Genomic DNA, 12,738 nt, shown 5'->3' on the forward strand with positions numbered 1-12,738 from the left:
TGCCCCTTACCGAGTATTAACTTGAACGTGCGTAGTTGAGTAGTTTTTTTAAATCTTTCAGTAAGCCTTTTTGAATTAACCGATTCTCTTCAGGTTCGTTTTTATAGGGGTAATGCAAAACAACCAGTCCCATATGATCGACTAAATATAAGTCCCCCGCTTGAAGATCTGCGTTTTCTTCTAAATGGCGCCAATTCGCTGCTGTTTTTTGCTGCCGACTTAACACAGCAACATCCACTTTTTGCTGATTTTTTCCTAGAGCAACGTATAAGTTTTCAAGACTCGCAAGCTGCTTTTCACACCTTGATTGGCAATCATCTGGATAGTTAAGTGCAATTGTCCATTGCTTAGGATCACCTTGCTGCCAATCAGCGAGTTTTACTTCGGTCTTTAACAGCTCACCATGGTTACTAGAGCCACTTGGCAACCACTCAAGCTTTAATGCTGCAAAGGCCAGAATAAGGGGCACAAAACAACACAGAGCAAACAAACTAAGTGGATTTATTTTCATGATGTCTCCTTCTCATCGCAAAATACGCAATAACAACACAGGCCAAGCCAATTAGCAGCCATTGCACTGCATAGGCGTAATGTTTATCAGGACCCATCACAACACTTTTGTAATGGGGTGTTGCTAAGCCGTCTGCTTCTTTACGATAACCAATAAAGGCGTGTAACGGCTGCTCTAATTGACGACTAAAAATGGCTAAATCGACTCCCTGAATACGTTTAGGCCAGCCACTTTCTGCACCAATCTCATCCGCTAAAGTAAAGCCTTGAAGCTGGCCTTGTTTTATTTGAACTGTCGCTGTAATAAGCGCACTGCTAGGCCAAGCCACTGCTGGCAATTGATTGCGATCAGCGGGGGCTTTGAGCCAACCAAAATTAACAATTAAAGGGGCTACTTCTCCTTCGATGCTTACAGCTGCAAGTAAGTCATAACCTACTTGCCCTTGATATATTTGATTATCAAGTAGCCAGTAATGTTGTTTATTAACCACCCCAGAGACTTTGACCTGTAAGCCCGTTTTGTTAACACCATCGGGTAAGCTTTGCAGTGCTTGCCAATCCATAACACCTTGTTGGCTTGATACAGCGAGCTGACTTAATTGCTGCTGTTTTAGTTCACCGCGTTGATACTGCCAAACACTTAAACGCAAACAAATCAGCACCGCAAACACCACAACGCAAATTGCGATAATTGAACTAAGCTTTTGTTTACGCCATAAAATTAACTGCATCAAGGAAACCTAAAATGATAAAAATCATCATTGTGTTGTTATTGTTATATATTGTGTTTAACCTTTTTCGAGCACTGTTTGTAATGATGTCAGCAAAACAGACCACACGACCTATGTCACACTATTTAGGACGCAGAGTACTTTTCTCTGTTGTTGTGTTGGTGATCATTATTGCCGCAATGAAATTGGGCTTTATTCACACCAACCCATCACCTCTTCGTCACGCTACAGCACATACACAAATACAAATAAACACAGCCAAACCACATCAACAAAATGCCAATACCAAGCTGCGGCCTGAAACGCAAAATGCTTTTCACTACTAAAATGACCTTTGAATATACGCAACAGTACGACAAACAGAATTACCGTCCCCAAGGTCACGTGCATACCGTGAAAACCAGTTAATAAAAAGAACGTGTTGCCATATACCCCCGCATCTAGGGTTAAACCGAGATCCTGATAAGCATGCATATATTCATATACTTGTAAGCCTAAAAAAACGACACCTAATAACACGGTGAGCGATAAGAATACTTTTAGCGCACCACGCTTATTGTTTTCCATTGCCACATGAGCAAAGTGAATAGTGACCGAAGAGGTAAGTAAAATAAGGGTGTTAATTAATGGGAGCCCTTGCCAGCCCATAGCCTGTGTTGTGTCACCACTTGGTGTGGTCAAAAGAGGCCATACGGCTTCAAAGGTTGGCCAAAGTACTTCGTTGGTCATGGCATTGTTACCAGCCCCCCCCAACCAAGGTACAGAAATCATACGGGCATAAAAAAGTGCACCGAAAAACGCCATAAAAAACATTACTTCAGAGAATATAAACCAGCTCATGCCTTGCCTGAATGAACGGTCCATTTGTGCTGAGTAAAGCCCCTTATGCGACTCTTCAATAACGTTCCTAAACCAGCTGAAAACCATATAAATTAATATCGCAATGCCTAAATACAGTACATATTGACCACTGCTGCCTTCGCCACTGACTTGCATTACAGTTAAGCCAGCACCAACAGCAATTAAAAACATCGCAATTGCACCGACAATCGGCCACGGACTTTCAGTTGGTACATAATATTTTTCGTAATTCTGACTCATTTTGTTTGCTCCTAATTAGCAATTAGCTTGGCGGCTTCATCGTTTTTAGCCACAACCTGCCCGCTAATATCAAACACGGTATAGGACAATGTCAGTTCTTCAACATCATCCGGTAGCTCAGTATCGACATAAAATAATAAGGTAAACTCGATTTCTTCACCTGCTTTCATTGGCTGTTGATCGAAGCAAAAACAGGCTATTTTGTGTAAGTATTTAGCTGCTTTTCCTGGTGATACCGAGGGGATTGCTTGCATTATTTTGTCTGTGCTGCTGGTATTCTTAGCACTAAACTTAACTTCACGCATAGCGCCTGGCTGCACAGCGACACTGTACTGCTGAGACTCAACTTTAAATGGTGCTCCGCTTTGTGCATGTGTTGTAAAGCTTACATCTACCGAGCGTTCAGTATTAACTGTGTCACTCACTACAGCCTTCTCAAGAGAAGGTTTGCCATTTAAGCCCGTAACATCACAAAACACGTCGTAAAGCGGCACCAATGCAAAGGCAAATGCAAACATACCAAGGCATGCTAGCAGGAGCTTTTTGAGCAAAGGTGCATGATTCATTACTTAATCTCCGGCGGTGTCTCAAAGGTGTGGTAAGGTGCGGGCGAATCAACTTCCCACTCTAATCCCTCTGCACCGTCCCATACCTTAGCAGGTGCTTTTTCGCCGCCTCTGGCACATTTAAATACCACCAGCACAAACAGCAGCTGTGATAAACCAAACGCAAACCCACCAATACTAATAATGGCGTTAAAGTCTGCAAATTGCAGAGCATAATCAGGGATACGGCGCGGCATGCCAGCAAGGCCAACAAAATGCATTGGGAAAAACAGCACATTGACACTAATCAGTGATAACCAGAAATGCCATTTCGCCAAGGTTTCGTTATACATATTGCCAGTCCATTTTGGCAGCCAGTAATAGGCTCCCGCCATAATAGAAAATACGGCGCCTGTAACGAGTACATAGTGGAAGTGTGCGACCACAAAATAAGTATCATGATATTGGAAATCAGCAGGTGTGATCGCGAGCATCAAGCCAGAGAAACCTCCCAAGGTGAACAATACGATAAAAGCAATGGCAAACATCATGGGGATTTCAAAACTAATTGACCCTCGCCACATGGTAGCGACCCAATTAAACACTTTTACGCCTGTCGGTACCGAAATCAACATAGTGGCGTACATAAAGAACAGCTCACCCGCAACTGGCATGCCTGTGGTGAACATGTGATGTGCCCATACGATAAAGCTAAGTAGCGCAATCGATGAAGTTGCATACACCATAGAGGCATAACCAAATAGCTTTTTACGTGAGAAAGTCGGCACGATAGTAGAGATAATACCGAACGCCGGCAAAATCATGATATACACCTCAGGGTGCCCAAAGAACCAAAAGATATGCTGGAACATCACAGGGTCGCCCCCCCCTGCGGCATCAAAAAAGCTGGTCGCAAAGTATTTATCAGTGAGCACCATGGTCACCGCACCGGCAAGCACAGGCATCACAGCAATCAATAAGAATGCGGTGATCAACCATGTCCAAACAAACAATGGCAGCTTCATCCATGTCATGCCAGGGGCTCTTAAGTTCACAATGGTCACGATAACGTTAATCGCCCCCATGATTGAACTAATGCCCATGATATGCACAGCGAAGACAAAGAGTGCGGTGTTATCGTTACTATAAGTAGTCGACAGTGGCGCATAAAAAGTCCAACCGAATGCAGGGCCACCACCAGGCATAAGCAATGAAGCTAACAGGATTAAAAAGGCGAAAGGTAGAATCCAGAAACTCCAGTTATTCATCCTTGGCAAAGCCATATCAGGTGCACCAATCATCATTGGCACCATCCAGTTGGCCAATCCAGTAAAGGCAGGCATAACAGCCCCAAATACCATGATCAAACCATGTACTGTCGTCATTTGATTAAAAAAGTGTGGATCAACAAGTTGCAGACCCGGCTGGAAAAGCTCTGCGCGGATCACCATTGCCATCGCACCACCAATTAGAAACATGGTTAGTGAGAAAATGAGGTATAAACTACCAATATCTTTATGGTTTGTTGTATATAACCAACGCTTGAAACCCTTAGCAGGGTGATGGTCGTGATGCGCATGCTCAGTGGCTTGCTCATTAATAACGTTACTCATTAGTTCGCCTCCGCTGCTGCATCAATCGCTGCTTGAATTTGACTCGGCTGGATAACATCACCCGTATCATTGCCCCAAGCATTTCGTTTATACGTAATGACAGCTGCAAGCTGCTTAATTGAAAGCTGTTTATCGAATGCTTGCATTGCTGTACCAGGCTTGCCATGAAGCACAATATCAATGTGATCTTTAACATCACCTAGTACAATAGGGCTGCCTTTAAGCGCAGGAAATACGCCCGGTAGCCCCATACCTGTTGGCTGATGACATGCTGCACAGCTAGCCATGTAGACTTGCTCACCTAGTGTCATTAACTCTTCTTTCGCAAGTGTTTGATCAAGTAATGCAGCATCCGCTGCTGCCGCATTCGCTTTTTCTTGTTTGGCATCAGCTAACCAAGTTGCAAACTCATCTTCAGGTAATGCTTGAACCACAACAGGCATAAAACCATGATCTTTACCACACAGTTCAGCACATTGGCCCCGGTAAACACCAGGTTCGTTAATTCGTGTCCATGCTTCATTGATAAAGCCCGGATTTGCATCTTTTTTCACCGCAAAATCAGGAACCCACCAAGAGTGAATAACATCGTCAGAAGTCATCAAAAAGCGTACTTTTTTATTGATAGGAAGAACCAGCGGCTTGTCGACTTCAAGTAAGTAATTTGCTGTCTTTTCAGCTTGGTTATCTATTTGATCTTTTGGTGTCGATAAAATCGAGTAATAGGCAATATCTTCACCCATATATTCGTAATGCCATTTCCATTGAGAGCCCGTGACCTTAATGGTGATGTCCGCCTTAGAGGCATCTTCCATGGCGATTAAGGTTTTTGTGGCAGGCACAGCCATGGCAATTAAAATCACAAACGGAATGGCAGTCCAAAGAATTTCAACTTTTGTGCTTTCATGAAATTGGGCAGGCTTTACCCCTTTTGATTTTCTATGATGTATTAAAGCCCAAAACATCACCGCAAAAACGATGACGCCGATTACACAACAGATAATAAATATCGTCATGTGTAACTCATAAACATTATTACTTATATCAGTTACCCCTTTACGCATATTAAATTGACTATTTGCCAATGCTAACTGCGGTAGAGACACTAATATAAGCCACAAGGCATAACGCATTTTACCCATGTGACAGCTCCTTTAGATGCTATTGCAAGACGCAAAGCGAAAAGGCGTACAGCTAGGTGCCCATTCGTATTTTTATTGTTAAGAGCAAACACGTACCAACACGACAGAAATCTGATACAAGCTCATCGTTTAACACCACAGCACATTATTTTGTGTCTTTTTAGTAAAACGGTGTTAACACAATGTATTAACCAATTAGTTAAAAAATGAACAATAAGCAAGTTTTTAATCTAAGAAATGTTTATTTTGGTGCAAAAATAACAACTATAATCAGAGCGTTATTTGTAAAAAAAGGAGAAGAGCAAAAACTCAAAAAGAAAGGAAAACTGCGCTATACATGGACTCCCAGCAACGCTAAGGGGTCACAAATCGATGCTAAATAGGTAAAAAGCGGCGTCGCACCAAATTAAATCAGTTTGACGCACCATTTTGGAAACATCTTACTCAGTACAATACATCAAAACAAAAAACGAGCATGACTGAGAACACTAAAGTTACTTAAGTATATTAGCGTTACATCCAATCAGCATTACGAATAACGCCAACTGCCAATCCTTCAATATTGAAAGATTCGTGTTCGAGATCAACTTCAATCGGTGCAAACTCGTCATTTTCTGCATGTAGGAGGACTTTTCGACCTGCTTTTTCTAAGCGTTTTACAGTCACATCTTCATCAACACGCGCAACGACAACTTGACCATTTTCAGCCACTTGTGTTCTGTGTACTGCCAGTAAATCACCATCCATAATGCCTATATCTTTCATACTCATGCCATTAACACGTAGTAAAAAATCTGCAGCGGGCTTAAACAAAGATGGATCAACCTGACAATGGCTCTCTACATGTTCCTGCGCTAAAATTGGCTCACCTGCGGCAACACGACCAATTAAAGGGAGTCCTAGTTGTTCTGGCTCATCTTCTTCAACTAACTGAATACCACGACTCGCACCAGGCTTCATTTTTATCATACCTTTTTTAGCCAGCGCTTTAAGATGTTCTTCAGCAGCATTGGCACTTTTAAAACCAAGCGTTTGAGCTATTTCGGCACGAGTTGGCGGCATGCCCGTATCTTTAATAAATACTTTAATAAGTTCTAATATTTGCGATTGGCGTTTCGTTAATGGGCGCATACAACTGGTTTTCCATACAGTACATTTAACTGTGAGTATATACAGTTATCTGAAAATCGCAAATTTAAATTAGCCACCTCATTTTGCTACAAAACTAACATTGAACAGCACAGTTATATGCAATATGGTAGTAGCTTTAATTAGCTTGCTAAGGAAATACCATGAGCATTTGGCACCAGCCAATCACTTTAGAGCAATGCCAGCAATTTGCACAAGGCATTACAGGTGAAGGAACTTTAATGAAAACCATGGGCATTGAAATAACCGAAATTGGTGATGACTACCTAGTTGCCACCATGCCCGCTATACCAGCCCACCATAATCCAATGGGGATGGTACACGGAGGCGCAAATGTTGTGCTAGCTGAGACTGTGGCCAGTTATGCGGCAAATTTTGTTGTTGACTTCGAAAAGTTTTATTGTGTCGGCCAAGAGATAAATGCCAATCACCTCAAAGCATCACGCAAAGGCGTACTTACAGCAATTACACGCCCTATTCATCTAGGGAAAAGAACATCGGTTTGGGAAATTAAAATTAGTAATGCGGCAGGTGAACTGTGCTGCGTATCACGTATGACCGCAGCAGTGGTAGAACGAAGATAGCGAGCTTAGCTCTGAACCGGGTAGATGGTAATTTCGATCCCTGCGCCAATGGCTGAAATACGTAATAAGGTATCTGCGTGCAGGGCTTGATTAAAACATTTTGGCGAGTCACCTGACTCAAAACCAATATCAAATGTTCGTTTTGAACACGAAAGCCACTGTTTCAATGCATTGCGTGAACATGACTCAATTAATTCGCATAATTGATTAATTGCTTTATCTGGCGTGCTAATGTCAGCTGTTGCTTCAATACGAGCAAGTTGACGATATTCATCTTTGTCATAATGTAAGACCATGGCGTTTTTCTTTAAATCAGCCACCAGTGCACTTATATCGTGTTTTGATTCAAGCTCCAAGTCTACATTTAAAAATTGAATTTCCGACATACCTTCGTTTTACCCTCTATTAATAGCGATTGGAACTTTAACGCAGTTTTGTCTATATACCAAATCTAGAATACAGTTAATGCGACATTATGCCGCATTGGCAGCCTAATTTAAGCTTTTACAATAGCGCCTATACAAAAATAACAAGTGGTTTTCTATGAATAAACGTATGTTCAAATATGCCCGCAAAGTGCATAAATGGTTAGGTTACTTGCTCGCCATACAAATCTTTTTTTGGCTGCTGGGTGGCTTGGTAATGAGCGCCATTCCTCTTGAAAAAGTACATGGCAAACACTTAGCTAAACGCAGCCTCAGTAATCCATTTAAAGTACATGATTACATGGCATCAATTGATGCAATAACAACTCAGTTTGAGCAAATTAGTGATATAAAATACAGCCACTTACTCACAAAACCCACTATTGAAATTGCCACTTTAAACGGTACATTTACCTTTGATGGTATAACGGGTGAGGCAATGGCTAGGCCAAGTGAATCTGAGATTATTGAAAATGCTAAAGCACACCTACTCATTAGTGCAAAGACCTCTCAAGTACAGCTTTTAGCAAAAGGACCCAGAGAAATTGCATACAAAGCGAATGTTTGGCAAGTCAGCTTTGATGACTGGCTGACAACTACCCTGTATTTAGATAGCGCTACAGGTAAGGTCATTACAGTACGCAGCACTATTTGGCGTATTTTCGACTTTTTCTGGATGTTGCATATTATGGATTACGACGAGCGCGAGGACTTTAATAACCCCTTACTTATAAGCTTTGCAGCCACCAGCGTACTGTTTTGTCTTTCTGGCATTTTATTATTACTACAAAACCTACGTATAAAACGCCGTAAGTCAATTTCAATTATCAGTAAATAATCCTACCAGCATCGGCACCACTGTTTTGGTGCCTTGCTTATAACTTGTCGAAGTTTGAATTGTCCGGACTGATTATCTCGATAACAATCAAACTCTTTTTCTTTTAGAGCTATCACTCTACAATAGCAAATCCTGTAGTTCACACATGTGATGGATATGCGTTTATTTTTCTCTTTACTATTTTGCCTTGGGGTTTGTTTTTCTGCCTCTGCGGAGCAATTTTCTAGCTTTTCTAGTGCCAAAAAATATCTAATAAAAACCTTACCAAACGACACTAAGAGCCTATATTGTGATTGTGATATAAAACGTGAGGGTAAAAAGTTAGTGCCTGATCCAACGCGATGCGGCTACCTGCCGCGAAATGCTGTCACTCGTTCTGGTAAACAAAATATACGGGCACACCGTATTGAGTGGGAGCATATTGTACCTGCTTGGGAGTTTGGTCATCAACTGCAGTGCTGGCAAGAGGGTGGTAGAAAAAATTGCCGAAAAGTGAGTAAAAAGTTTCGTCAAATGGAAGCTGACATAAATAACTTAGCACCAGCCATCGGTGAAATTAATGCTGATCGCTCTAACTATCGTTTTGGTATGGTAGCCAATAACATCAAACAGTACGGAGCATGTCCTGTTAAGGTTGACTTTAAACAGCGTGTTGTTGAACCGCCAGTTTATGCTCGAAAGCGCATTGCAGATACTTACTTCTATATGCAAAAAACCTATGGACTCGCTATTTCAAACAAACAACAGAAGCTCTTTGAAGCATGGCAAAAACTTGAACCTGCAGACTGACATGATGCGCTGAAAATTTATACACTTATTTACACTATTTAGATCGCCCTTTATTGTCATCGCGTATACTTACTGATACTTTTTCAACAACTGTTTACAGGAAAGTAATCTCATGTTTAAAAGTAACAAACTCGCGCAGGCGACTTTTTTTCTCTTTTCAAGCCTTTATTTAACGGCTTGCGGTGGGGGCAGTTCGTTAGACTCTGACACAGATACAGTAACTCCACCTCCCGCTAACTCTTCCACTGTTTGGACAGCCGGTACATTTGCGCCATCCAGCGAGTTTAAAGATCAATGCGCCGTCCCTCGCACAGGAAATGATCCATTCAATGAAAATCAGCCTTACCCCGACACTGCTGGTTCTGAGTTTACAGAAAAAATGTGGTTACGCTCATGGAGTGATGAAACATACCTTTGGTACGATGAAATCGAAGACAACAACCCTAATGACTTTAGCTCAGTTGCAGCCTACTACGCTCAACTGAAAACATTTCAAACGACAGACTCAGGCGCTAACAAAGACAACTTTCATTTTAGTCAGCCAACTGAAGATTTTTTCAAAGAGTCGCAATCTGGTGTTGTATCGGGCTACGGAATCAACTGGGCTTTTCTTAGTAACACACCACCTCGAATACTACGCATTGCCTATTTAGAGGATGGCTCACCTGCCGCCAATGCGGGTTTACAACGCGGCGATACGGTTTTATCGGCGGATAATATAAGTATTAACGACAACACCGAAGCTGGCATTGAAATTTTGAATGAAGTACTGTTCAACCCCACAGCTGGCAGCACCCATAACCTTAAACTACGAAGCAATGATGGTACTGACAAATCAATCAATGTGGTAGCAGGTAATATAACCCAAACCCCTGTGCAAAATGTGAATACACTGATCACTGAAAATGGCACCAAAGTTGGTTATATGCAGTTTAATAGTCACATAAGCATCGCCCAGCCTGAGCTTATTAATGCTGTTAATAAGTTCAAAACCGATATGATCGATGAGCTTGTGATTGACTTTAGATACAACGGTGGTGGCGTATTGGCTCTTTCTGCACAACTTGCTTACATGGTTGCAGGCCCTGCCAATAGTAGAGGTTTTGACTATTATCAAACCATTAGAAACGACAAACAACCCAATGATACGCCCTTTCCATTTATTGACTTTGAAATTGATTATTCAACTTTTCAAGCGACTAACAACACACTCCCCGATTTAAACTTATCAAAAGTGTATGTGCTTAGCACTGAAGGAACTTGCTCGGCATCAGAAGCATTTATTAATGGGCTCAAAGGCATCAACGCAGAGGTTATTCTAATTGGTGATAAGACTTGTGGTAAACCGTACGGGTTTAATCCAACTCATAACTGTGCAACAACCTACTTTACTATTCAATTTTCAGGAGTGAATGAAAAGGGGTTCGGTGAATATTCAGATGGCTTAAAACCGACTCCTACTCCGCAGTTTGACGCCGACGTGCAAGGTTGTCTGGCTGCAGACGATTTTAACCATCAGTTGGGCGATAAAAACGAAGGTTTATTATCTACAGCACTTTTCCATATCGCGAATAATCGCTGCCCTATTTCAACTCAAACAGCAAAAATCAAACAGCCCAACACCTCAGTCAATGCGTTAGCGGATACAGGCTTACCACTCGTTCCTAAACAACCGCTATATAAAGAGAATATGGACTTAACACGCCCCTTACCAACAAAAGGAAATAGCGATGAGTAAAAAATACTTCTTTATTTCATCATTACTGATGAGTTTAACTGCGTGTCAAAGTACCCAAGCAAAACAACCGCTAGATGCGACGTTAACTCGCATCAACCCAGGCGTGATTACCGAGTTACAACAGGCCATTCAATCAGCTAAAGGGGGGGCTTTAGTGACCTTAGCTGATGATGTGTTCACCAAAAGTGCTGTGCTTTTAATTGATCATGGTACAGGAAAAGGACCTGATGGATTGCCAATAATGGGCGCTCATTCAATTCCTTCTGAGAAGTTTCTGTTGCAAAAAGCAGGCGAGCAATGCCTGCTTTACTACCCCAAAAAAGAGCGCCGTATTCCACTTCCTAATGTAGAGTGCGAAGTTAACTAACAATCAGGCGCAGCAGAGGCTGCGCCCTTGTCATCATAGGCTTTGATGAGGGCCAAACACCTCATAGTGAATGCGCTCACTTGCAACCCCAATACTTAGCAGCTGCTCTTTTATCATTGCCATAAAGGCGATTGGACCACACAGGTAAAAGTCACCTTTGCTAATTGGTAAGCTATCAGCGATGTGGTTTACATCCATCAAGCCCGCAAAATCTCCCCCCTTGCCATCTTTTAACCACGTAACACAATGCAATGAAGCGTGCGCTTGTTGTTGCTTTATTAAATACTCTTTAAAGGCAAACTGCGCCTCACTGTCGCAAGCATGTAGGTAATGGATTGACTGATTAGGTTGATTACCTAATAGTGTTTCTAGCATCGCCATCATTGGGGTTTGACCAACACCCGCTGAAATCAATACGACAGGCGAGTCGATTTCGCGAAGTACAAAGTCGCCTGCTGGAGGATAAACTTCAATTACCTCGCCTTCACGTAAGCTATGTAAATGGTAGGAGACTAAACCTTCTTGCTTTACGCTAATACGGTAGTTTTCGCCATTACTTTGCTGCGAAATAGAGTATTGGCGAATTTGAGTATTATCACTGTTTTCAGGTTTAACTTTAATACCCAAATATTGCCCAGGTAGATGTGACACCACCGCTTTACCGTCACAAGGAGTCAGAGTAAAACTACAAATATGCTCTGACTCGATATGCTTATGTGAAATAGTAAATAAACGTGTACCAAACCAACCACCTTGGGCTTGCTTAGTTTTGTTGTATAGTGCCATTTCTTCTGTAATACAGACATCTGCAAGCAGTGCATACGCTTCTCGCCATGCATATTCAACCTCAGGGGTAAACTGCTCAGGCAGCAACGCCTTAAGCGTTGCAATTAAGTGACCACCTACAATCGGATAGTGCTCAGGTAAAATGTGATAACTAGTATGCTTATGATTTATACGCGCTAAAGCGTCTTTCAAAACAGCAAGATTATCAATATTTGTAGCATAGGCAGCTAACGCATTAAACAACGCAAATTGCTGAGAGCCTGATTGCTGATGGGTCATATTAAAAATATTTTTTAACTCTGGATTATAACTAAACATACGATCATAAAAGTATTCAGTAACCTGAGGGCCCGCCTCTGCTAGCAACGGTACTGTACTTTTAACAATCTCGATCGTTTTTTCAGACAACATATAGTTTCC

The 12,738-nt window shown here is 41.9% G+C and carries 15 protein-coding genes; 6 read left to right on the forward strand and 9 right to left on the reverse strand.

The window, feature by feature from the left end; translation table 11 throughout:
• Positions 1-16: 16 nt before the first annotated feature.
• Together L3V38_RS18795 and L3V38_RS18800 are read right to left on the reverse strand one after the other, a co-directional pair.
• A complete protein-coding gene (locus L3V38_RS18795; protein ID WP_130149177.1) occupies positions 17-511 on the reverse strand; it encodes a transmembrane cytochrome oxidase associated protein in 495 nt (164 codons plus the stop codon).
• A complete protein-coding gene (locus L3V38_RS18800) occupies positions 492-1,241 on the reverse strand; it encodes an SURF1 family protein (protein WP_237120343.1) in 750 nt (249 codons plus the stop codon). The genes L3V38_RS18795 and L3V38_RS18800 overlap by 20 nt, the downstream gene beginning before the upstream one ends.
• 14 nt (positions 1,242-1,255) lie before the next feature.
• Between L3V38_RS18800 and L3V38_RS20285 the strand changes: the two genes are divergently transcribed.
• Positions 1,256-1,567, forward strand: a complete 312-nt coding sequence (locus L3V38_RS20285; protein WP_341803478.1) for a DUF2909 domain-containing protein — start codon at positions 1,256-1,258, stop codon at positions 1,565-1,567.
• Here L3V38_RS20285 and L3V38_RS18810 read toward each other — a convergent pair.
• From L3V38_RS18810 to lexA, 5 genes are all read right to left on the reverse strand, one after another.
• Entirely contained in the window at positions 1,467-2,342 is an 876-nt protein-coding gene (locus L3V38_RS18810; protein ID WP_130149180.1) for a cytochrome c oxidase subunit 3, read from the reverse strand. The two genes, L3V38_RS20285 and L3V38_RS18810, sit on opposite strands and share 101 nt — an antisense overlap.
• An 11-nt stretch (positions 2,343-2,353) precedes the next feature.
• Entirely contained in the window at positions 2,354-2,908 is a 555-nt protein-coding gene (locus L3V38_RS18815; RefSeq protein ID WP_237120344.1) for a cytochrome c oxidase assembly protein, read from the reverse strand.
• Positions 2,908-4,500 carry a cytochrome c oxidase subunit I gene (gene ctaD, locus L3V38_RS18820; protein ID WP_130149182.1) on the reverse strand — a complete coding sequence of 531 codons (1,593 nt, stop codon included), beginning with the start codon at positions 4,498-4,500 and terminating at the stop codon, positions 2,908-2,910. The genes L3V38_RS18815 and ctaD overlap by 1 nt, the downstream gene beginning before the upstream one ends.
• On the reverse strand, positions 4,500-5,642 hold the full coding sequence (coxB, locus tag L3V38_RS18825) for a cytochrome c oxidase subunit II (protein ID WP_237120345.1): 1,143 nt from the start codon (positions 5,640-5,642) through the stop codon (positions 4,500-4,502). Before coxB ends, ctaD begins: the two co-directional genes overlap by 1 nt.
• A gap of 513 nt (positions 5,643-6,155) precedes the next feature.
• On the reverse strand, positions 6,156-6,773 hold the full coding sequence (lexA, locus tag L3V38_RS18830; protein WP_062568348.1) for a transcriptional repressor LexA: 618 nt from the start codon (positions 6,771-6,773) through the stop codon (positions 6,156-6,158).
• A 161-nt stretch (positions 6,774-6,934) separates the two neighbouring features.
• On the opposite strand from lexA, the gene L3V38_RS18835 reads away from it, so the two are divergent.
• Positions 6,935-7,375, forward strand: a complete 441-nt coding sequence (locus tag L3V38_RS18835) for a hotdog fold thioesterase (protein WP_062568349.1) — start codon at positions 6,935-6,937, stop codon at positions 7,373-7,375.
• Between the two features lie 5 nt (positions 7,376-7,380).
• Here L3V38_RS18835 and L3V38_RS18840 read toward each other — a convergent pair whose 3' ends face one another.
• Positions 7,381-7,761, reverse strand: a complete 381-nt coding sequence (locus L3V38_RS18840; RefSeq protein ID WP_062568350.1) for a hypothetical protein — start codon at positions 7,759-7,761, stop codon at positions 7,381-7,383.
• A gap of 157 nt (positions 7,762-7,918) precedes the next feature.
• On the opposite strand from L3V38_RS18840, the gene L3V38_RS18845 reads away from it, so the two are divergent.
• From L3V38_RS18845 to L3V38_RS18860, 4 genes are all read left to right on the forward strand, one after another.
• Positions 7,919-8,638 carry a hypothetical protein gene (locus tag L3V38_RS18845; protein ID WP_237120347.1) on the forward strand — a complete coding sequence of 240 codons (720 nt, stop codon included), beginning with the start codon at positions 7,919-7,921 and terminating at the stop codon, positions 8,636-8,638.
• Between the two features lie 156 nt (positions 8,639-8,794).
• On the forward strand, positions 8,795-9,427 hold the full coding sequence (locus L3V38_RS18850; RefSeq protein ID WP_237120348.1) for an endonuclease: 633 nt from the start codon (positions 8,795-8,797) through the stop codon (positions 9,425-9,427).
• Positions 9,428-9,539: 112 nt separating this feature from the next.
• Positions 9,540-11,165 (forward strand): S41 family peptidase, encoded by a 1,626-nt coding sequence (locus L3V38_RS18855; RefSeq protein ID WP_237120349.1) that lies wholly within the window; start codon positions 9,540-9,542, stop codon positions 11,163-11,165.
• Positions 11,158-11,532 carry a hypothetical protein gene (locus L3V38_RS18860; RefSeq protein WP_237120350.1) on the forward strand — a complete coding sequence of 125 codons (375 nt, stop codon included), beginning with the start codon at positions 11,158-11,160 and terminating at the stop codon, positions 11,530-11,532. Before L3V38_RS18855 ends, L3V38_RS18860 begins: the two co-directional genes overlap by 8 nt.
• A gap of 33 nt (positions 11,533-11,565) precedes the next feature.
• Here L3V38_RS18860 and hmpA read toward each other — a convergent pair whose 3' ends face one another.
• A complete protein-coding gene (gene hmpA / locus L3V38_RS18865) occupies positions 11,566-12,729 on the reverse strand; it encodes an NO-inducible flavohemoprotein (RefSeq protein WP_237120351.1) in 1,164 nt (387 codons plus the stop codon).
• Positions 12,730-12,738 lie beyond the last annotated feature (9 nt).

It is taken from the genome of Pseudoalteromonas sp. L1 (assembly GCF_021728095.1).
Classification (GTDB): domain Bacteria; phylum Pseudomonadota; class Gammaproteobacteria; order Enterobacterales; family Alteromonadaceae; genus Pseudoalteromonas.